General features: G+C 49.2%; 18 protein-coding genes and 1 pseudogene (1 of these 19 running past the window's edge). 4 read left to right on the forward strand and 15 right to left on the reverse strand.

All coding sequences use genetic code 11. The features are described from left to right. Nucleotides 1-2,074: pseudogene (locus COV46_06900) on the reverse strand (hypothetical protein); it reaches 1,937 nt to the left of the window's first position. Nucleotides 2,075-2,409: 335 nt separating this feature from the next. Between COV46_06900 and COV46_06905 the strand changes: the two are divergent. The 4 genes from COV46_06905 (at nucleotide 2,410) to COV46_06920 (ending at nucleotide 6,692) form a co-directional block, all read left to right on the forward strand. Next, the gene (locus tag COV46_06905; GenBank protein ID PIR16775.1) at nucleotides 2,410-3,006 is read left to right on the forward strand and encodes a hypothetical protein; all 597 of its coding nucleotides are present in this window, start codon (nucleotides 2,410-2,412) and stop codon (nucleotides 3,004-3,006) included. A 256-nt stretch (nucleotides 3,007-3,262) separates the two neighbouring features. Continuing rightward, on the forward strand, nucleotides 3,263-4,294 hold the full coding sequence (locus COV46_06910) for a hypothetical protein (protein ID PIR16776.1): 1,032 nt from the start codon (nucleotides 3,263-3,265) through the stop codon (nucleotides 4,292-4,294). Further along, nucleotides 4,291-5,892 (forward strand): hypothetical protein, encoded by a 1,602-nt coding sequence (locus COV46_06915; GenBank protein PIR16777.1) that lies wholly within the window; start codon nucleotides 4,291-4,293, stop codon nucleotides 5,890-5,892. Before COV46_06910 ends, COV46_06915 begins: the two co-directional genes overlap by 4 nt. After that, complete coding sequence (locus tag COV46_06920; protein PIR16778.1) at nucleotides 5,889-6,692, forward strand: hypothetical protein; 804 nt, start codon at nucleotides 5,889-5,891, stop codon at nucleotides 6,690-6,692. The genes COV46_06915 and COV46_06920 overlap by 4 nt, the downstream gene beginning before the upstream one ends. Nucleotides 6,693-6,735: 43 nt before the next feature. Here COV46_06920 and COV46_06925 read toward each other — a convergent pair whose 3' ends face one another. The 14 genes from COV46_06925 to COV46_06990 form a co-directional block, all read right to left on the reverse strand. Then, nucleotides 6,736-7,380 carry a ribulose-phosphate 3-epimerase gene (locus tag COV46_06925; protein PIR16779.1) on the reverse strand — a complete coding sequence of 215 codons (645 nt, stop codon included), beginning with the start codon at nucleotides 7,378-7,380 and terminating at the stop codon, nucleotides 6,736-6,738. Next, entirely contained in the window at nucleotides 7,377-8,342 is a 966-nt protein-coding gene (locus COV46_06930; GenBank protein ID PIR16780.1) for a methionyl-tRNA formyltransferase, read from the reverse strand. The genes COV46_06925 and COV46_06930 overlap by 4 nt, the downstream gene beginning before the upstream one ends. Before the next feature lie 77 nt (nucleotides 8,343-8,419). Further along, a complete protein-coding gene (gene def, locus COV46_06935; GenBank protein ID PIR16781.1) occupies nucleotides 8,420-8,935 on the reverse strand; it encodes a peptide deformylase in 516 nt (171 codons plus the stop codon). Nucleotides 8,936-8,945: 10 nt separating this feature from the next. Further along, on the reverse strand, nucleotides 8,946-11,009 hold the full coding sequence (gene priA / locus COV46_06940; protein ID PIR16782.1) for a primosomal protein N': 2,064 nt from the start codon (nucleotides 11,007-11,009) through the stop codon (nucleotides 8,946-8,948). Between the two features lie 50 nt (nucleotides 11,010-11,059). Further along, nucleotides 11,060-11,725: a phosphate transport system regulatory protein PhoU gene (phoU, locus tag COV46_06945; GenBank protein PIR16783.1), complete on the reverse strand. Its 666-nt coding sequence runs from the start codon at nucleotides 11,723-11,725 to the stop codon at nucleotides 11,060-11,062. A gap of 42 nt (nucleotides 11,726-11,767) precedes the next feature. Beyond that, nucleotides 11,768-12,517, reverse strand: coding sequence for a phosphate ABC transporter ATP-binding protein (gene pstB / locus COV46_06950; GenBank protein ID PIR16784.1), 750 nt, complete (start codon nucleotides 12,515-12,517; stop codon nucleotides 11,768-11,770). Next, nucleotides 12,517-13,269: a phosphate ABC transporter ATP-binding protein gene (gene pstB / locus COV46_06955; protein ID PIR16802.1), complete on the reverse strand. Its 753-nt coding sequence runs from the start codon at nucleotides 13,267-13,269 to the stop codon at nucleotides 12,517-12,519. Before pstB (COV46_06955) ends, pstB (COV46_06950) begins: the two co-directional genes overlap by 1 nt. Before the next feature lie 5 nt (nucleotides 13,270-13,274). After that, nucleotides 13,275-14,117, reverse strand: coding sequence for a phosphate ABC transporter, permease protein PstA (pstA, locus tag COV46_06960; GenBank protein ID PIR16785.1), 843 nt, complete (start codon nucleotides 14,115-14,117; stop codon nucleotides 13,275-13,277). Next, the gene (gene pstC / locus COV46_06965) at nucleotides 14,114-14,950 is read right to left on the reverse strand and encodes a phosphate ABC transporter permease subunit PstC (protein ID PIR16786.1); all 837 of its coding nucleotides are present in this window, start codon (nucleotides 14,948-14,950) and stop codon (nucleotides 14,114-14,116) included. The genes pstA and pstC overlap by 4 nt, the downstream gene beginning before the upstream one ends. Before the next feature lies 1 nt (nucleotide 14,951). Further along, nucleotides 14,952-15,749 (reverse strand): phosphate-binding protein, encoded by a 798-nt coding sequence (locus COV46_06970; protein ID PIR16787.1) that lies wholly within the window; start codon nucleotides 15,747-15,749, stop codon nucleotides 14,952-14,954. Between the two features lie 87 nt (nucleotides 15,750-15,836). Beyond that, complete coding sequence (locus tag COV46_06975) at nucleotides 15,837-17,030, reverse strand: hypothetical protein (protein ID PIR16788.1); 1,194 nt, start codon at nucleotides 17,028-17,030, stop codon at nucleotides 15,837-15,839. Next, nucleotides 17,031-17,711 (reverse strand): DNA-binding response regulator, encoded by a 681-nt coding sequence (locus COV46_06980; protein PIR16803.1) that lies wholly within the window; start codon nucleotides 17,709-17,711, stop codon nucleotides 17,031-17,033. It abuts the gene before it with no gap. Between the two features lie 253 nt (nucleotides 17,712-17,964). Further along, nucleotides 17,965-19,182, reverse strand: a complete 1,218-nt coding sequence (locus tag COV46_06985; GenBank protein ID PIR16789.1) for an MFS transporter — start codon at nucleotides 19,180-19,182, stop codon at nucleotides 17,965-17,967. After that, nucleotides 19,182-20,390 (reverse strand): hypothetical protein, encoded by a 1,209-nt coding sequence (locus COV46_06990; protein PIR16790.1) that lies wholly within the window; start codon nucleotides 20,388-20,390, stop codon nucleotides 19,182-19,184. The genes COV46_06985 and COV46_06990 overlap by 1 nt, the downstream gene beginning before the upstream one ends.

Genomic DNA, 20,390 nt, shown 5'->3' on the forward strand with positions numbered 1-20,390 from the left:
CGGAGTTCCAACCGAGCGCCCACTCTCCGACTATCTCGTTCATGAACATTGCTATACCAAAAGTGCCCACCGTAGAGTCAAGTTTGCCGTTGCCGATGTAGTCACCTGCTATGAGAGCGGTTCCAGTTCCAAGCCTCAATTGGAGCCCATATTTGGGATAAAAGCATTTCCAGAAGAATTTCCAACTATCGTTTATAACAATCTCCTCGCCCGCCGTCATAGAAGCAAAGCCTTTTCCCAAGGCTTCTTGTTTCAACTCTGATAACGCTTTTGGAAAGTCGCGAAAATCGGTAACAACTTTTCTTGGAAGTGCGGTAACCAATCTTCCAAGCGTCTGCCATGTCTCTTTGGCAATGAAAGAAGAGGCGGCTCTCTTAATACCGTTGTTCACAAAAAATTTCCAAGCCGTGGTTAGATTCACTCTCGCCAGGCTTAATAGGCTTCTGTTAAAACTGTAGCCTATTCTTGTTCCACCGATAACGAACGCCCAGTCCATAATATTGGCTGACCTTGCGCTTTTGGCAGAGTTCTCTCCTATTAGGGAGATGCCGGTCATCCTTGATTCGTTCAAAAGTCGTGCCGCTTCTGGATCGGAAAACAAATTTTCCTGATTTATAGCCTTAGCTCCAGCTGCGCAGGCAACGCTCAGCCACGGACCGCCCGGCGAACAGATAACTGCCGACGCCATCGGAAAGAGAGATTCTTGCATCATGCTCTTACCGCGTAAGAACAGCGCCTTCGTTCTCTCATAAGCTTCTCGGCCGAAGTTGCCGACCGTATCCCACGTTATTTGTCTCTTTTCGTCCACCAGCCACGGGTATCTTGTGTGCAAAACATCGAGATTATCATTGAAGGTTTTGGTGTCACTGAATCTTGCAAGTAGTTGCAGGTTGTTGATCCCCGTGACTGGTAGGCCTGCGCTGAAGTAGCTTTCCACATGCGCGCGCCAATATATGTCCGCTACGGTTTCTCTCAGGGCCTTGCCACCGTTTGGAAGGTCCGAAGCCAGAGACTCGGCAAGAAGCGCGTAGTCTTTGAGACGTTTTATCTCCGTTTCTACGGCTACTATATCGACTATTCGGGCTGGATTGCCGAAAAGGGTATGGGTCATTGCCCCCGCTGGCATGCTCCAGTTAGACACGATGGTATAAAGGGCATTGATGTGATGGCCTGCTTCTAGAGGCCAACTTTCGGTTGTTCCTCTGGTTGCCGTAGCAGTATCAAGGAAACTCATGAATGCCGCTTCAAGATCCTTTATAGCTATGGGGTCGAACTTTCCGCTAAAGAACGCAGAATTATACTTATGGATCCAAAACCTTGACCAAGCCACCGAATGCTGTGGATTTCCAGCGGTAATTACCTTCTCATACTCTTTAATGTCATTTTCCGTGAGCAGGCCTATTCCGGCATCGAATTCCATGGAAAAATAGGCCGAAAGAACTGGATCTCTTCTGGCTGTATCTGAGGCTTTGTTAATAAGATCGTGAACCTCGGAATAGAGCCTGGGATCGTCATATATGCTGAGGTCTACATTTCCCTCAACGTACATTGCCGCCTGAAACCAAAGGAAGGGGTCATCTGATCCGATCAATAGTGTTTTTACTTTGTCAAGAATTTCTCTGACCGCTTCAAACCTGTACTGATAAAGTCTTTGTAGGTCTTTGTTTTCTAGTGAAGTTGGACCATTCAGCGCATAGATACCCATTTTCCCTATTGCGTTGATAACGTCTTTGAGGTTATCGTAATGTTCTACGTTGACAGGTAGCTGTGGTAATAGTTCGTCCTGCGGGTCATTTGGTGGAGGTTGTGCTCGTTGGATGGCAAGAGAGTATTTCCATTCGCCGACAGTTTTTTCGATAAGGGGAATCTGCCCTTTAGAAAAAAGATAATCAAGGGTTCTGTGAAGCAGCTCTGGATCTTCCCTTGATGATACGTTTTGCCACGATTCTTGGATATTCGGCGAAAGGTCCGGTTTCGGTCTGAGGAGAGTTTGCAGAATATTGGGTGCAAAGGATGTTGCGAACTCCAGAGCCTCTTTGTACCCATCCGGGGTGCATTCATTGACGCCCGACATTATTGGATAAGAGCCACTTAAACAGGCCCATGGATTGGAAGTGTATGTTACAGGTTCAGACATTTATGTTCCTCCATGATCCATCTCACTGGTGTTAGAAACGGCGGCAGCAAAACCTATTTATTATGCGGCTAAATGTCAACTGTTTACGACATATTCATAACGGACATGTTTTTTCAGCTCACACGTTTGTTATCGGAAGTTTCACAAAAAAGTTGCTAACTTTATTAAGGAATAAGGAATAAATAAGGAATAAATTTTTTGACTTCTTCCACCCCTTATGTCTATAAGGGGCATCAGTTTCCTAATAAAAACGGGGGGGAGGGGGCAATAATATGACAAAGAGGATTCTAATAGTCGCTATGGCCTTGAGCGTTGTCTTTGCGGGTAAGATGTGGGCAGAGGATTCCGCGGCGCCTGTCAAGAAGGCCAAGCCTGTGAAAACGCCAAAGGTGGTTGAAACGAGACTTTCGGAACACGACATGAACCAGCTCGAGCGTTCCATAACCAAGGCAGTTGCCTCAAAGCAGGGGACCGGCTCGTGGGAATATACGGCCCAAAAATTAAAGCCCCCCAAGAACGAAAAGTGGGTCGATCGTTGGAACGAACTTGGAAAAAATGGGTGGGAGATGATCGACCATTTTGAGAACGTCTACATATTTAAGCGTCCCGCAGTTTTGGGGATGACATCTAAGGCCGCAGAGCCGGTTGTGGCTCCGGTAGAGACGCCTGAAGAGATAAAGAAGGATGACAAGGCCCAGGAAAGGGCGATAAAGGATGCCGACAGGCAAAAAGAGAAGGCGGCAAAGGATGCGGAAAAAGCGGCAAAAAAAGCCCAGAAAAAACAGGAAAAAGCCGCCAAGAAGGCCCAAAAAGAGGCCGATAAGGTAGCGAAAAAGGCCGCCAAAGAGGCGGCAAAGACGAGGGAATAGTAGGGATATTGTCATTCCTGCGAAAGCAGGAATCTCGTTATATTAACTAGTTCCCCGCTTTCGCGGGGATGACACAAAACCCGCCACCCGTGTGGCGGTTTTTTTATACTTGGATTCTCTTACTCCTTTATGCTAGGAGGTGAGCCGGTTGTATGTTTGGTAACCAGTGAGCGAGAATCCGGCTTTGCCGGTTTGAGCGAAAGGGGATTGGGGGGAAGGAGCGTCGTCTGAGACGCGAGTCGTTCCCCCCATCAATATGAAAGGTGAAAAGGGTCAAGCGCCCGATATCAAATTCGTCCTCGATGAGCTCAGCCATCCATTAACGGTTGTTTCTGAGGGGATAAACCTTCTGAAGGAATATTTTGATAACCATCAGGACCTTCGCCGCAAACAGGTCTTCGGTTCCGTTCAAACGAACCTTGAACGCGCGATGGCCCTTTTAAAAGGGATGTCCGAAAGTGTCGATGGCGGGTCCAAAAAGCCGTCTGCGGTTCATTTTGACATACTCCATCAGATCCAGCAGGTGACGTCCACTCATGATCAGCTTTTTTTGCAACGCCAGCTTCATTACAGGGTGACCGCCTCAGCCGACATGCCAAAGGTCTATGGCAATCCGGACCATATCTTTGTGGTCCTTTCACACCTCATTTCTAACGCCATAAAGTTCGCGCCGAGGTCTAGCGAGATAGATATCAAGGCAAGAGAGGTATCCTTAAGACAGGGAGCCGGGATAGAGGTGACGGTGTCCAACGAAAGCCCAAATTTTACCGAAAAGGACCGTTACCAGATATTCGAGAAGTTCTATAACACTAAGAGCACGGACAGCTCCGGGGTCGCCGGTCTTGGTCTTGCCGTATGCAGGGAGATAGTACAAAAGGCCGGCGGACAGCTTTGGGTCGATATCCCTTCAAAGGGAAGGGTCTCGTTCGCCTTCGTCCTTCCGTGCGCAGAGGTGGTTCAGACGAACAAACAAAAAGGCCACCAGACCTATAAATACGATATAACGATAGCCAACTTTAAGGATCTGAAAGATTCCATAGGCGTCGAAAAAAGTTCCGCGATACTGCATCAGATCGAAGAAGAGGTAAGAAAGCTCGTTCGTTATCCGATAGATGTCGTGGCTACCTTCGAGGCGAGCGGTGTTATCAGCACTATCTACGAAACGCAGGAAGGGCATGCCTCATCGGTCGCTACAAGGATATCACAAAAACTTGGTACAGAGGAGTTCAAGGCAGGAAGGGCGCGGGTCCCTGTAATTTTTAAATATCACCTCTCTATTTTACAATGATAAAGCTTACGCCTCTCTTCATCATTCTTTTGGCCGTCTACGCAATTCCCATAACAAGACTTGCCCTCTTTTTTATTCCAAGGTTCGATCTGGAGCCCGTAAGAAAGATCGATGCGATCCTTGGGAGGATCGAGTGGTTCATTCATCCGTTAAGGGATTATCTTCTTTTTGCGGCGCTTATCTGTTCCGCCGGATACTTTATCTATACCGGTGAAATAGTGAATGCCCTTTTACTTGTTCCGTTCGCTCTCGTCTCCGTTTTTGCAAAGGTAAGGATTCTTCTTTTTAGGAGAAGAATGGCTGATTTCGGGGTTCGTCATCCGGATATCCATCCTAAATTATTCTTTGAATGCTACTATGCCGGATTCGGCCCTTTTCCGATAGCGATACCAAAGGACCCCAAAGAACTCATAAAGCCCTTCGACTGTTCTTTTAAGGTCGGCAAAACGTCAAAGTGCTTTTGGCCGGTGCTCGCGGGAGTTTTCAATACAGCTACGATAGCAAGGCTTATCACTGCGTCGTTCAGATGGAAGGGACCCGAATATGCAAGAAAGGCCGCCGGAACTCTTTCAACCATATGGGGGACAAGGGCGGCACAGCTTGGCCGGATGTCTATAAAGACGGAGGGTTTGGATAAGCTAAATGGCCTCGAAGGCAAGAACGTGTTTGTATTCAATCATAAAAGCTTCTTGGATTTTGCCTTTGGGACGCTTGCCCTGTACGGCCACGGATACGATTTCAGGTTCCTTGCCGCGCGCGACCATTTCTTAGACAACCCGTTTCTGCGGTTCATCATGGGTCGGGCGATGGAGGTCGTTGGAACCATCTTTGTGGACAGGAACGAAAAGTCTTCTTATCCAAGGGCGGCGGCTATAGAAGCCTCGGAAAAACTATTCAATCTGGATATCGATATCGTCATGTTCCCACAGGGGACCCGAGCCTACGCTAACGTCGATGCAAAGGGAAAAAGGCTCGATTCCGGTTATTACACATCAGGCAATAAAAGACGCCTTTGCGAATCCGGAGGCCACATGAAAAAAGGGGCCGCTCACATTGCTGTTGATACGGCCGTTCTCTTAAAGAAGGTGGAAAGAAGCCAGGTGAACATTGTGCCCGTTGCGCTTATAGGCACAGGCATGGCGGTGCCGAGAAAGAGCATCGTTATACAGAAGGATACGGACATAGTCATAAAAATAGGCCAGCCGATAATTATCAAGGGGTCTGCGGTTTCAAAGCTAGAACATGATACGCATGAACATAAAGAGTTTGTCGATGACATCAATTTGAGGATCGATAACGCCTTGAAGGGGCTTTTAGATGTGCACTCACTTTTAGAAAAACGCTATTTTAGAGATATAAGATCGTTGATGCCGGCAACGGATTATGAACATGCGGCCGTCGCCATGAAGGCGTGGCGCGGCAGGGACTATCTCATCTACACACTTTTGGACTGCATATACGCGGCACATCCCAAGAATTGGCCCACGTTCCTTAGAGAGGTTTCTAACCTCATGATGTCCGACGCACCTTTCGGTTCGTTCATGCATTTCAAGGAGAGGGTGGTCGATTTCATGATAGAAGGGACGACGCTTAAATGAAAGTAAGATTCTTTCCTATCCTGCTTCTTGTTTCCTCCTGCTTCGTGTTTCAGGCCGCGTATGCGGCCGACAAGACGACCGGCTCCATCACGGGCGAGATAAAACTTGAAGGCAAAAGGCCGCCTAAAAAGGCCGCCCCGGCCATAGTGGAATATCAAGGCCCCTGCGGGACCAGACGCTCGACCGAAATAGTCAGGCTCTGGAAGAATAGGATAACCGACGTTACGTTATGGCTCACGAGGGAGAAGGGCTCCGGTCCTAACCTTTTGAGCGGAACGCCGGCGGCGGTCGGCCAGTCATGCGAGTTCATGCCAAAGATGCTTCCGGCAGTTCCTGGTTCGATCGTTAGGGTGATAAACAACGATCCATATACCCAGTGGCTTCTTGTAGAGGAGGAAGGTTTCAAAAAACGCCAGATAATGCAGGAGCCGGAAGGGGAGCCCGTAGAACTTGAGGTCAAAAAGGGGAAGGTGATACATCTTTCATCCGGTTTCTATCCCTGGATGGAGGCGTGGATAAGGCCAGTGCCGAAGCTTTTTGCCGTGGCCGCCACCAAATGGGACGGACTTTTTGAGTTTAACGACATTCCTCCCGGAAAATACACCATTCACGCTTGGCATTCATCCTTGGGTGAGACGTCCGAAGAGGTGATCGTTGAGGCCGGCGAGAAGGATAAGGTGGAGATCGCTTTTCAGCTTCCATTAGAGAGTCCGATACCTGTCATGAACGCATCGAGTCTTGAGAATTTTTTGAGCGGGTCGACCTACAGAGATGCTGATGAAAATCCGTTCAAGAAGTGAAAAGACCGCTCGCCTTGCTCGGGGGCGCCATTGCCCTCACAACTCAAGCTTTCAGCTCTTCAATAGCCTTTTTATAATCCTTTTTACCGAAGATGGCGGAGCCGGCGACTATTATCTGTCCCCCGGCGCTTGTCACTTCCTTTACGTTCGAGACCTTTATTCCGCCGTCAACCTCAATGAGCTTGTTCCATTTTTTATCTTCGTAGATATGTTTGTGAAGACGCCTTATCTTTTCAAGGCATGAATGGATGAGCGACTGGCCGCCAAATCCGGGGTTCACGGTCATTACAAGGACGAAGTCGGCATATTCCACGAAGGGTAAGAACTTTTCAACGTCGCTCGGCGGGTTTATGACCGCCCCGGCCTTGCATTTCAGTTTTCTTATGGCGGTGAGTATCTTTTCTAGGTCGCACGCCTCAAAATGAACGGAGAGCATATCGGCCCCGGCCTCTGCGAACTTTTCGATATATTTTTCGGGATGCTCTATCATTAAATGGACATCAAGTGGAATGGCGGTGGCCTTTCGCACGGCCTTAACAACATCCGGGCCTATCGTGATGTTAGGGACGAAATGTCCATCCATGACATCCACGTGGATTATGTCGGCGCCGGCCTCTTCGACCGCTTTTACCTCTTCAGCAAGACGACCGAAATCGGCCGACAAAATAGATGGAGCTATTAATCTCATATAAACCTATCTCCGACCTTCAGCCCGGAGCCCTTTAGGTATTCGACCGCCGGCATTCGTTTTTTACCGGGGGCCTGAACTTCCAGGATGCAGAGCTGGCCAAAACCGGTCGCCACGAATATTCCCTTATCAAGACCTATGATCGTTCCTGGTCTTTCCTTCGTTTCTATCTCAATCGGGGCCGCATCGTATATGATCAATTTATTCTTGTCATTTCTTGCTTCCTGCTTCTTGCTTCCTGCTTCTTCTGTGTATGTATATGCGCCGGGCCAGGGAGTTAAACCCCTTATTCTGTTATATATCCCGGAGGCGGAGCGGCCCCAGTCAATAAGCCCTTCCTCTTTGGAAAGCTTATGAAAGACTGTCGCCTCCTTGTGGTCCTGGACAAGCCCCGCAAGGGTGCCGGCTTCAATCCGGTCAAGGGTCTTTAGAAGAAGTTCCGCTCCCATCGCCGCCAGATGTTCATGGAGAGTCTCAGATGTGTCGTGAGAGGTGATCTCGGTGGCACATTGGAGGAGTATATCTCCCTCGTCCATCTTTTTGTTCATGTACATTGTGGTGACGCCGGTCTTTTGTTCGCCGTTCATTATCGCCCAATTGATGGGGGCCGCCCCTCTGTATTTAGGGAGAAGCGACGCGTGGACGTTAATGCATCCCTTGAGCGGAAGATCCAGTATCTCCTTAGGGATGATCTTGCCGTATGCCACAACTATTATTGCATCCGGGGCCAACGTCTTTATTTTAAAAAGAAGTTCGTTATTGTCCTTGAGCGTTAGGGGCTTTTCGGTTGGAATGTCGTGTTCTTTTGCAAATTCGGCAACTGGTGAGGGAGTTAATTTTCGGCCTCTTCCCGCCGGTTTGTCGGGCTGTGTCACAACGAGCGACACTTCGTGTTTTGAAGAGATGAGTGCGCCGAGGGACGAGACCGCAAAATCGGGGGAACCCATAAACACTAGTTTCATATAAGCTGGTCATCCCCGCGTAGACGGGGATCTCGTTTGTATAATCTGGATTCCCGCTTTCTTTGGGAATGACAGTGTCACAGTATCGATGTCTTCTTTATAAGCTTCAGATATTTATCCTGCTCCTTTTTGGAGACGAGGTCTATCAGAAGCTTGCCGTTCAGATGGTCTATCTCGTGCTGGAACGCGACCGATAGCAGCCCTTCGGCGAATATCTCGACCGTTTTTCCTTTTTTATCAAGGGCCCGAACGACTATCTTTTCGCGCCTCTTCATCTTTATCCTGAACTCGGGTATCGAAAGACAGCCCTCTTCCCATTCTATCTCGCCGCCTGAAGATATTATCGCCGGATTTGCAAGCTGGAGAAGGTTGGATCTTTTTCCGCCTGCAGGTGTTTCGGTCCCGATATCTATAACAATGACCCTAAGACCTATTCCCGCCTGTGGCGCCGCGAGGCCGACTCCTGCATCTGCGTACATCGTCTCGGCCATGTCGTCCATGAGCTTTACGATATCTTTGGTGACCTCTTTCACGGGTTTTGCAACCTTGTGGAGTATGGGGTCTGGATATGTGCGAATATTTAACATCGTCATTCCAAACAATTCATAGCATATTGATCGGGTCTACATCAATAGATACCTTAACGCCACGGGGCGTCTTTTTCAGGTGGCCTAGGACGTTTGTAAGCCCGACTCTTAATCCCTTGATATCGCTACCTTTTAACATCAATTGCCAGCGGTAATTGTTCCTTATTTTATGGATAAGGGCGGGTGTTGGGCCGAGAATGGTCACCCCTGTCATTGCGGGTCCAGCCTCTTGGCTGGGCGAAGCAATCTCATGCGCACATTTTGATTCGGGAGATTGCTTCGGGCTTTGCCCTCGCAATGACACAGCCAGACATTGCGCAAAGCCCATCACCTTTGCATCGTTTAGGCCCTGAACCTTGACCATTGCCAACCGCCCGAAGGGCGGGTAGCTGAGCTCACGACGCATCGGTATCTCGTTCTCATAAAAATTGAAGAAGTCGTGTCCCATGGAGGCAGCTATTGAATAATGTTCGGGCGAATATGTCTGAATTATCACCTTTCCCTTCTTATCGCTCCTCCCCGACCGGCCTGCCACCTGTGTGAGCAGCTGAAACGTCCTTTCGCCGGACCTGAAGTCGGGGAAGTTTATCGAATGGTCCGCATCTAGGACGCCGACAAGCGTGACATTGGGGAAGTCGTGGCCCTTGGTGACCATCTGTGTGCCGACAAGTATGTCTATTTTACCAGATCTCATCTGAGACAATATTTTGGAGCGCATGCCGGCCTTAACAGCCACGTCCCGGTCGAAACGCTCGATCCTTGCATCCGGAAAGAGGGCCCTTAGTTCCGATTCTATTCGTTCGGTCCCCGTTCCCAGATCTTTGAGCCTTGGGCTACCGCACTTAAGGCACTTGTTCGCCCTTTTTATCTTGTATTCACAGTAGTGGCACAGAAGCGAATCGTTCTCCTTATGATAAGAGAGGGTGATGTTGCAGTTGGGGCAGGTGAAGGCCTCGCCGCATTCCTCGCAAAGCACGAAACTTGCAAAGCCTCGCCTGTTGAGAAAGAGTATCGTCTGCTCTTTCTTGTTGAGGACCTCGGAGATGGCTCCCATGAGCTTTGGCGATATGTTGGCGCCTTTGGCGGAGAGGCGCATATCGATTATCTCAACCTCGGGAAGCGGCGCACCCGTGGGTCTTTCCTGAAGATGTATATAATGATACTTTTTAAGTTTGGCGTTCGTAAAGGTCTCGATCGAAGGTGTGGCGGAGCCCAAGATGCAGTGGACGTTCTCTATTTTTGCGCGCATCACGGCCGTATCGCGCCCGTTGTAGCGCGGGTTTTCGTCCTGTTTATATGACGGGTCGTGTTCTTCATCCACGATGATTAAACCCAAGTTCTTAAGCGGGGCAAAGACCGCCGAGCGAGTCCCTATAACTATCTTTGCCTTGCCATCCTTTATCCTCTTCCATTCGTAGAACCTTTTGGCCTCGGTGAGGCCGCTGTGATATGTAGCAACGCAGTCGCCAAATCGCGCGACTATTCGCCCCACCGTTTGCGGAGTCATTCCTATCTCGGGTACGAGAAGTATGGCCGAGCGGCATTCTTTAATGACCTCTTCAAAGAGCCTCAAGTATACCTCGGTCTTGCCGCTTCCCGTAACGCCATGAAGCAGGGTCGTTTCGAATTTTTGCTCTTTTAGCCTCTCTTTGAGATCGTCCACGGCCCCTTTTTGTTCCGCCGAAAGGGTGACCTCTTCCTCGTTCATGAAGATGTCGTCTATGATGGTCTCCTTGGGGGTGACCTCCCGTTTTTTCTTGGTCCTTACGGCCAGCGAATTGGGAAGCGCGGTCTTTACCATCTCGCCTATTGGTACAAAGTAGTAATCAGAGAGCCATCTTATAAGCTCCACCATCTTTTCGGAAAGGGACGGTTCGGTATCAAGGACCTCTAAGATATCTTTTATCCGAAATTCTCTTTGACTTTGACTTACGCACTCTTCCATCACATACCCCACGACCGTTCTTCGCCCGAGGGGGACCATGACCCTGTTCCCGACACGTACATCGAGCCCGTCGGGAACGGAGTAGGTAAATGCGCCCCTTAATGGAAGCGCTATTGCAACCTGTACGGATCTCATAACTTGGTCTAGTGACTTAGTTTATAGAGATAAAAGAATAAAGGGAAATATTAGGTCGGTTTTCCGTGGCGGACATCGCGTCCTTTTACCATGAATATTGCAAGCTCCGCAATGTTCGTGGAGTGGTCGGCGATGCGCTCGAAATATCTAACGATGGAGGTGGCGGGGAAGAGTATCCGGATGCTCTTAGGTTCTGTTTCGCTCCTGTTCAAGAGTTCAGTGATATATCTTTCTGTCAGATCGTCCACCTCGTCATCGCTTTTAAGAACCTCTTCGGCCTTTATCACATCCTTTTCAACGAAGGCATCAAGGCTTTCTTTGAGCATATTCTGGACCAGCAAGGTCATTTTGGTAAGATCGATCGGGGCCTCCCCGTTCTTAAGGATATCTGTCACGCGCTGCGACGCATTTACCGCAAGGTCCCCGACCCTTTCTAGGTCTGTGACTATCTTGAGCCCGCGGGTGATAAAGCGAAGGTCAGATGCCGCCGGCTGATATCTTGCAAGCAGCTGAATGCACTGTTCGTCTATCGCCACCTCAAGCGCGTTGACGGCGTGGTCGGACTCGACGACCCTTGCGGCAAGCTTTGTATCCTTGGTTTTCAGCGCCCGAACGCAGTCCGAGAGCATGGCCTCTACCTTGCTTCCCATAAGTAGTATCTGCTGTTTCAGCGAGCTCAATGCCTCGTCAAAGTGATGGTCTATGTGCTGATTCATATTTTTCCTCCGGCATACTGGTAATTGAGATTTGGTTATTTCTTAACCATACCTCCCCGTTATATAATCTTCCGTTCTTTTGTCCGATGGCGCGGTGAAGACTCTGTTCGTGTTGCCGAACTCAACAAGGTCGCCAAGTAGCATAAATCCGCAATCGTCCGATACCCTGGCCGCCTGCTGCATATTATGTGTGACTATCACTATTGTATAGTCCTTTTTGAGGTCCTTCATCAGGTCTTCTATGTGTCCTGTGGCGATCGGATCAAGGGCCGAGCAAGGTTCGTCCATTAAGAGTATATCGGGCCTTACAGCGATAAGCCTTGCAATGCAGAGTCTCTGTTGCTGTTCACCGGATAGTTTGATGGCATTCTCTTTGAGCCTGTCCTTGAGGTCGTTCCAAAGGTTGACAGCTGTCAGACTTTCAAAGAGCGCCTCATCCAAAAGACCCTTCTTTTTGATGCCGTGTATCTTGAGCCCGTAGACTATGTTCTCATATATCGAAAGGGGGAACGGATTTGGTCTCTGAAAGACCATTCCAACGGACCTTCTAAGCTTGTTCTTATCAATTTCAAGGAGATCTTTTCCGAAGATATTTATGCTTCCGGTTATCTTTACGCCGGCAATCAGATCGTTCATCCTGTTGAATACGCGCAGGAGGGTTGACTTGCCGCAACCCGAGGGTCCTATGAGGGCGGTTATCTTTTTGGGCGCGATGGCGAGGTCAACATTCTTCAGGGCTTGAAAGTCCCCGTAAAAAAGTTCAAGGCCTTTGGTGGTTATTGCGTTCGTCATTATCCGAACTTTCCGGTTATGTATTCTTCCGTCTTCTTCCGTGAAGGTGCGGTGAATATCTTGTTCGTATCGTCTATCTCAACCAGCTCGCCCATGAGAAGGAAGGCCGTTCTGTCACCAACGCGCGCCGCCTGTTTTGTATTGTTCGTTACCAATATTATAGCATGATCCCTTTTAAGCTCTTTCATGGCGTCTTCGACCTTGGCGGTCGAGATAGGGTCAAGGCCGGAACACGGCTCATCGAACATAATGACATCTGGTTTTACCGCGAGAGTCCTTGAGATGCAAAGCCTTTGCTGTTGCCCGCCCGAGAGCTTCATACCGCTCGAATCGAGCCTGTCCTTTACCTCGTCCCATAAGAAAGAGGCGCGTAAGGTGGATTCCACCATCTCGTTCTCCTCTTTTTTCTTTAACATCCTCTTCATCCTGGCGCCGAACAGGATGTTATCCCTTATGCTCATCGGAAGCGGAATGGGCATGGCATAGACCATCCCTATCTTTCGCCTTAGATTTTCAACATCCCTTATGCCGGATACCTGTTCACCGTCGATAACGATCTCGCCATAGACCTTTGCGTTAGAGACCCTGTCGATCATCCTGTTGATGGCTAGCAGAAGGGTGGATTTTCCGGAATTTGCGGGTCCTATCACCGTAAGGATCTCGTTATTTTTGACATCGAAAGAGATATCCTTAAGAGCCTGTTCTTTGCCGAAAAAAACGTTCAGCTTATTTATTGCGATCTTGTTCTGCATGTTGGTCATGCGGTCTTTCTTCCCCTCATTAGTCTATGCATCAAAGAGTAAGCCGTTATATTGATCACCAGTATCGTACAGATAAGGACCGCCGCGGTGGCATATGCATTATCGTTAGATATTCCCTCGCGGGCGAGTATGTAAAAATGAACCGACATCGTTCGGGCAGAATCGAACAGAGATGTCGGCATCTGTACCGCGGATCCGGCCGTAAATATTACAACAGCGGTCTCTTCTATCGAACGGCCGATGCCTAATATCACACCCGTAAGTATCCCGGGCAGGGCATAAGGGAGCACGGACCTTGTGACGACCTGCCATCTTGTCCCTCCGAGGGATGCCGCCACATCGCGGTAGGAAGACGGGACGCTTCGAAGCGCCTCTTCAGCCGTTCGAATGATGGTCGGCAGTATCATGGCGGCCAGAGAAAGACCGCCTGAAAGTATCGACCACCCGAATCCCAACATAACAACAAATAGTATGAAGCCGAAAAGACCGAATATGATGGAAGGTACCCCTGCAAGGCAATTTATCCCGAACCTTATAGCTTGAGTGAGCTTGCCTTCAACAGTGTACTCCGAAAGGTAGATAGCGCTGGCGATCCCTAAGGGCGCAGCTATTCCGACCGCGACCATGACCATGAGAAGCGTTCCGACTATGGCGGGGAGTATACCCCCTTCACGTCCCATATCGAGGATCGGTTCTGTCAAGAAGCCCCAGGAAATGTGGCTAAAGCCTCCGGCAAGGACAAATCCTATGACGAAAACAAGCGCGCATACTGCCGAGGTCGTTGACATGAAAAGAAGCGACTTGGCTATCTTCTGCGTTATGGAAGGGGCTATTCTCAAAACTTCCTCCGTGCGAACTTGAGCGCTGCCGTATTAAGGATCATAATAAAGAAGAAGAGGACTATGCCGGTGGCAAATAGGGCCTCCCTGTGATCGCCGACCGCGTACCCCATCTCTATTGCGATATTCGCCGTGAGCGTTCTTACAGAGTCAAGGATGGAGTGGGGAATGGTGGTGGCGTTGCCCGATATCATGATGACGGCCATCGTTTCACCCACGGCGCGACCCATTCCAAGTATCACTCCGGCGACGATACCGGACCTTGCGGCCGGAAGGAGGACTCTCCACGTCGTCTGCCATTCGGTGGCGCCGAGTGCCAGAGAGCCTTCTTTATAATTCTTAGGGATAGCGTTGATCGCGTCGATAGACACACCGACTATGGTCGGTAGTATCATTATCGCCAGAACGCACGATGCGGCGAGTATAGAAAGACCCGGTCCTCCAAGATGGTCCCTTATGATGGGGGCAAGCCACATGACGCCCAAGAATCCGTAGACCACCGAAGGGATGCCGGCCAGAAGTTCTATGGCAGGCTTCAAAACATTCACCCATTTTTTGGGGGCGAACTCGGCGAGATAGACCGCGCATGAGACCCCAAGCGGTACACCCATAAATAGCGAGCCGAAGGTCACACAGAGAGAACCTATGATGAAGGGGAATATTCCGAACTGACCATCCAGCGGAGCCCACACACGGCCGAATAGAAAATGGGTAAGTCCGCACTTTGCCATAATGGGTACGCCCTCCTTAAAGATAAAGAGCGCGATAAGTGCCAATATGGCGGTCGAAGAGCATGCGGCCAGCAGCAGGAGTTTTGAAATAAAACGGTCCATATTATTTGACGGCTATCAGCCCCTCTTTTTCCAGCGTGTCCTGAGCCTCCTTTGAGAGGACATAATCCAGGAACTTCTTCGAATCAGGACTTAGTTCCTTCTTTGTCAGAAAATATATCGGTCGCGCGAGCTTGTAAGAGCCTTTTTTGACGTTTCCGTTGTTGGCGTCTACTCCGTTATAGGAGACCGACCTTACCCTTTTATCGACGAGACTTATCGAGATGTAGCCTATGGAGTCGGGGTCGCTTGCGACCGCTTCGCGTATGGTGCCGTTCGAATTCTGGAAGAGGGCGTTCTTTGCAAGTTTTTCGTCGTCCATCACTAGGGTATCAAAGGACCTTCTGGTGCCGCTGCCATCTTCGCGGGAGATCACTCTTATCGAAGCGTCGGCCCCTCCGAGCTCCTTCCAATTCGATATCTTTCCGGAAAAGACATCCCGCGCCTGTTCATTTGTAAGATCTGAAACGACGTTGGCCGGATTTACGACTATCGCTATTCCATCCCTTGCGACGACCGTAGCGTCAAGTACCAAGGCCTCTTTTGGGAGTTTCAATAGATCGGCCATTCCTATCTGGGCGCTTCCGGAAAGCGCCGACTGAACGCCAACAGCTGAACCTCCGCCCTGAACATTTATCCTTTGCGAGCCGTTACTCTGCATGTAATGTTCGGCAAGTTTTTCGGCAAATGGTTGAAAGGCGGTGGAACCGGCAAGCGTTATTGTTCTGGATGATGACCTGGAGCATGCATACATGTTTAAAGTGAGCAGTGCCGCACAGGCAAGTAACAATATTCGTTTCATATGATCCTCCTTGTTAGACTAGTTTTTGTTGTCACGGGGTGGAAGACTAGAATGTTTCTGTTACAATAATGTTACAGGGAGGTAAAATCATTGTTGAGAAGAAAAGGGGATGCTGAGCTCAAACGTTGAACCCTTTCCGGGATCGCTCACCACCGATATGGAAGCGTTTATCCTGTCGCAAAGATGTTTGGCAATAGCAAGGCCGAGCCCCGTGCCAGGCACCGAAATTGATGTATCGACCCTATAAAATCTTTCAAATATATGATCTAGCTCGTCTTTTTCGATGCCGGAGCCGTTATCTCTTATGGAGATCTTGATGCACCCGCTCTCTTTAATTACAGCTACTTGCACGTTTCCGTTCTTTGACGAATATTTTATCGCGTTATCCAGAACATTATGGATCACGTGGCGGATGGCCGCCCTGTCGGACCTTATAACTGCGTTTACAGGCTCATATGAGATGGAGACGTTATTGGTATTATCTTCAAGCTCTGTTACGCAATCTTCCACTATTTCATTAACATCGAATTCAGAGAATTTCAGGGCGAAAGATGGCGATTCGATCTTTGAGAGCGCCAGCACATCATCTATTAGCGCCTTTAGCTTGAGCGACTGTTCATGAATTGTCCTGATGAATTTTTCCGAAGACGTTTTATCGTTGATCGCTCCGGAGAGAATGATCTCGGAATACCCCAGAATGGATGTGAGCGGCGTTTTCATCTGATGACTGACATTGGCCGTGAAATCACGCCTCATTCCTTCCAGTTTTTTTGTCTTGGTGACGTCTGTGAGTACCGTTACACAGCCGCTGAAATTCTCGGTCTCAAAAGGGTCGTTCTTTGCGACAAAGAACATATCGTTGTACACGAACTCGGCCTCTGTCCTTGATCCGCCGGAAATGGCGTTCTTCATGCTGTCATACATCTCCGGTACGCGCACGACTTCAAGAAGAGGCTTGCCCAGGCTCTTGGGATCGGTCCTGAATATTCTGTACCACGCCGGGTTTACCAGTATCACGACCATCTCGTTATTGGTCACGAGAAGGGCTTCATCGATGTTGTTTATAACGGTCTCGAACTGGACGCGCTCGATCTCCAGTCTTCTCATCTTGCCGGCGAGCGATTCTGCAACCTCGTTGATCTTTATCCCTAACTTTCCTATTGAGTCGCTCTTTGAAACTGGGGCCTTCTGGCTGAAATCACCCCGTTTTATTCTTTCAAGGACGAACGAAAGAATCCTGACCCTGCTTGCCATTTTCCATGGTAGAAAACTGTCGAACATCTATTTACCCTTCCAAGAATAGCCTACGCCCCTTACGGAATGAAGATGCTTTCCGTAGTCTTTCAATTTTTCACGAAGTCTCGTAATATGAGTGTCGATCGTTCTGGAAAAGACATCTGACGAATATCCCCATACATGATCGAGTATCTTTTCGCGCGGAATGGCCTTCTCTTTATTTTGCAAAAGGAACGTGAGGAGCTTGAACTCGGTAAGCGTCAGTTCTATCTCTTTTTTGCCTATCGATACCGAATGTTTCTCCGGGTCAATTACCATATCTTTGAACTTGATCGTTTTCTTGGGGAGGTCGTTTCTAGCAGTTCTTTTTAGGACCGACCTCGCTCTTAATATCAGTTCGCGGGGCGAGAAAGGTTTTGTGACATAATCATCGGCGCCAACCTCAAAACCTACTATTCTGTCCACCTCTTCCGACTTTGCGGTGAGCATGATAACGGGGATAGATGATGTCTCTTCTTTGGCCTTTATCTCTCTGCATATATCGAGTCCGCTTTTTCCGGGGAGCATGATATCCAATATGATAAGGTCGGGTTTGATATTGCGGACGGCCCTTATGGCATCGCTACCGTGCGATATCACAGAGACCTCAAAGTTCTCTTGTTTGAAATTATATGAGACAAGGTCACGAATGTTCATATCATCTTCAATTACAAGGATTTTTTGCATCGCCTTTAAAGTAGACCAAAAAGAGGCAAAAAAACAGTAAAAAGTCTTTTCTGTTAGCTTGACAATTGCAACGCGCATCTTATGGGCGTGGGCACTCACAATCCCCGCCGCCGCCATTGTAATGCTCACCTATTGGTTCACCCAGATATTCTAACCTTCGGTGCTAGGTACCGCTAATAAGGCATTATGGCTCTTCTCCCGATCGAGCGGGTCATTTGCGGGACAAGATGGCGGGAAAGGTGTTTATGAGAGACTATTTTTGGCGCGCGCGTGTGTAACTACTTGAAATGCTGTGGATGGCCAGCGCTATAATGCAGAACGCCCCGCCGCCCGCTATTACAATATGTGAGCCAAAACGTGATGCCGCAAAGCCGGAGATCAGGCTTCCTATCGGCGCAAACCCAAAGAATGAAACCGTGAATATGCTCATCATGCGGCCTCGAAACTGAGGAGGAACAAGCGTTTGCATGATAGTATTTGTTCCCGCAACTACTATGAAGCTGCCAACCCCTATAAGGACAAGTGAAGGCGCCGCCGCAACAAGGCTCGGCATGAATGCTATTGAGACGAGGCCAAGGCCGGTTGCAAAGAGGCACAACTTTATTTGTCTGTAGAGGCCTTCGTTGTCTTTTCTTAAGCCAAGATAGACCGCCCCGATAAGGGCGCCAAGACCCGACATGCTCATTGCCAGACCCAATTCGCGAGCAGAACCGCCGAACCTTTCGCTTACCACCTGAGGCATCAAAAAGATATAAGGCATGGCGGCCAGACTTAAAATAGACATAAAGACAAGGGGCTTTTTTATCTCAACTATGTTCCATGCAACCTCCAGACCCTTGGTTATCGATTTAAAAATTGATTCATGATTGTTCTCCGACTCCTGCGGGTAGAGATCTTTTGTTCTCATTAAGAGCAGTGCCGCTATCACGAAGAGAAAGCTTGATGAGTTAACGGCAAAACATGCGCCCTCGCCGAACTCCGCGATCAACAGCCCGGCGGCAACGGGACCTAAGACCCTTCCCGCATGAACGACCGAAGAATTTAGGGCGATGGCGTTTCCGATGTCTTCACCGCCTACCATGTCCATAAGAAAGCTCTGGCGCGCAGGGTAATCGAACGCAAAGATAAAACCTAAAAACAGTGAAAGGATGAATATAAGGACGGGGGTGATCTGTCCGGTGAGAGTGAGAAGCGCAAGAATGGCCGCCTGGAGCATTGCGATGGCCTGAATGACAATGACCAGCCTCCTGCGCATGAACCTGTCGGCGGCTACCCCTGCAAAAAGGCCAAAGATAAGGATCGGTATCTGAGTGGCAAAGCCTACCGCCCCAAGCCATCTAGGAGAGCCTGTGAGTCGCCACGTAAGCCAGCTGATAGCCGTTCCCTGCATCCATACACCAAGGAGAGAGACAGACTGGCCGAAGAAATAGAGACGAAAATTTCTGTGTTTGAGCGAACGAAAAAGGTTCATCACCAACCCATGTTGGCATAATTTCTCGCGAGCTCCAAGAAGATTTCTATGTCGCGTGAAAGGTTCTGGGTGGTCCCGTCAAAGTAGAATACCTTGATGGGAAATCCGCCGAGATCGGCGCTTATCTTCGGGAATACCGATTCTGCGACTATCTCGTTCATGCAGGCGAAAGAGCTGATATCAACGACTCCAGCGCACCCCATTTTGTGTGCATAGATCGAACCTGCAGCGGAGAGAGTCATTTCGCCCAGGCATCCATACCACGGCAGGTAGGGAAGGCTTAATTTTAACAGATCGTCTATCGGGCACTCTTCTCTTCCTTTAAAATCGTCTTCGAACGGCTTTGTCAGAAAATGTTCTTCGCGTCGCAGGAACTGGCGTTTAATTAGGGCTTTCAGCATCTTCTTTGAGAACGTTTTGCCCGGTTCCTTGAGGCGCCTTATCTCATCTGCATTGGTGTATTGTATCCACTCGGCAACTCCCTGAAGCCAGCATTCGGCGCCATGTTCCTCCAGTTTCCTCACAAGGTCCTGATTTGAAAATGTGTTGAGTCTGCAAAATATCTCCCCAAGGACGCATATCAAAGGAAAAGAACCCCTGTTCTTGGTCGGTATGTTTTTGAACCGGTCACGCGCCTTTACCAAGGTCTTGGAGATCTCTCTAATTGAAAGATTCTTCTCAACGGCCTTGCAAAGATTATCGACCGCCTCCTGAAAAACACGGTCGGTTTCGCCCTTGTTCGCCTCGTAGGGCCTGGTCATTAAAAGGAACTTTCTTAGGATATCCGCTCCAACAATGCCGCGCCATGCTGTTATCTCAAATCCGTTTCCAAGACCGTGGTATGCGTCCTTGCTTGTGAGCGAGAATAAAGGCACGTCGGTATAGCCGAGCCTGTCGAGCGTATTTCTCAGGAGGTCGTAATATTGGCCGAACCTGCAGGGGCCGTCGGCCGTGGCCATGAAGAAGGCGGCTTCATTCCTTGTAACGTCACCGCGCTCCAAGATAGCCAAAAAATCGCCGAGCGTTATCTTTGTGGGATAACATTCATCCCCCGATGTGTGTTTTCCGCCGAGGGAGACGGAAAAGTTATCGGACGGTGGGACGACCTTAGCCTTTATTCCGTAAGCTCTGAATGCTGCCGATAAGACCCTTGCCCCGCCGTAGTCCATCTCGGGGAAAAATAGTGTTCTGCCTTGCAGTTCTTGCAT

It is taken from the genome of Deltaproteobacteria bacterium CG11_big_fil_rev_8_21_14_0_20_49_13 (assembly GCA_002796305.1).
Taxonomy (GTDB): Bacteria; UBA10199; UBA10199.

Coding starts and splice junctions, on each gene's coding strand:
- COV46_06925 (PIR16779.1), bottom strand. CDS start 7,380: ATGAGATTAATAGCTCCATCTATTTTGTCGGCCGATTTCGGTCGTCTT.
- COV46_06980 (PIR16803.1), bottom strand. CDS start 17,711: ATGCAAAAAATCCTTGTAATTGAAGATGATATGAACATTCGTGACCTT.
- COV46_06985 (PIR16789.1), bottom strand. CDS start 19,182: ATGAACCTTTTTCGTTCGCTCAAACACAGAAATTTTCGTCTCTATTTC.
- COV46_06930 (PIR16780.1), bottom strand. CDS start 8,342: ATGAAACTAGTGTTTATGGGTTCCCCCGATTTTGCGGTCTCGTCCCTC.
- phoU (PIR16783.1), bottom strand. CDS start 11,725: ATGAATCAGCACATAGACCATCACTTTGACGAGGCATTGAGCTCGCTG.
- def (PIR16781.1), bottom strand. CDS start 8,935: ATGACGATGTTAAATATTCGCACATATCCAGACCCCATACTCCACAAG.
- pstB (PIR16802.1), bottom strand. CDS start 13,269: ATGCAGAACAAGATCGCAATAAATAAGCTGAACGTTTTTTTCGGCAAA.
- COV46_06920 (PIR16778.1), top strand. CDS start 5,889: ATGAAAGTAAGATTCTTTCCTATCCTGCTTCTTGTTTCCTCCTGCTTC.
- pstC (PIR16786.1), bottom strand. CDS start 14,950: ATGGACCGTTTTATTTCAAAACTCCTGCTGCTGGCCGCATGCTCTTCG.
- priA (PIR16782.1), bottom strand. CDS start 11,009: ATGAGATCCGTACAGGTTGCAATAGCGCTTCCATTAAGGGGCGCATTT.
- COV46_06970 (PIR16787.1), bottom strand. CDS start 15,749: ATGAAACGAATATTGTTACTTGCCTGTGCGGCACTGCTCACTTTAAAC.
- COV46_06975 (PIR16788.1), bottom strand. CDS start 17,030: ATGTTCGACAGTTTTCTACCATGGAAAATGGCAAGCAGGGTCAGGATT.
- pstB (PIR16784.1), bottom strand. CDS start 12,517: ATGACGAACGCAATAACCACCAAAGGCCTTGAACTTTTTTACGGGGAC.
- COV46_06905 (PIR16775.1), top strand. CDS start 2,410: ATGACAAAGAGGATTCTAATAGTCGCTATGGCCTTGAGCGTTGTCTTT.
- COV46_06915 (PIR16777.1), top strand. CDS start 4,291: ATGATAAAGCTTACGCCTCTCTTCATCATTCTTTTGGCCGTCTACGCA.
- COV46_06910 (PIR16776.1), top strand. CDS start 3,263: ATGAAAGGTGAAAAGGGTCAAGCGCCCGATATCAAATTCGTCCTCGAT.
- COV46_06990 (PIR16790.1), bottom strand. CDS start 20,390: ATGCAAGAACTGCAAGGCAGAACACTATTTTTCCCCGAGATGGACTAC.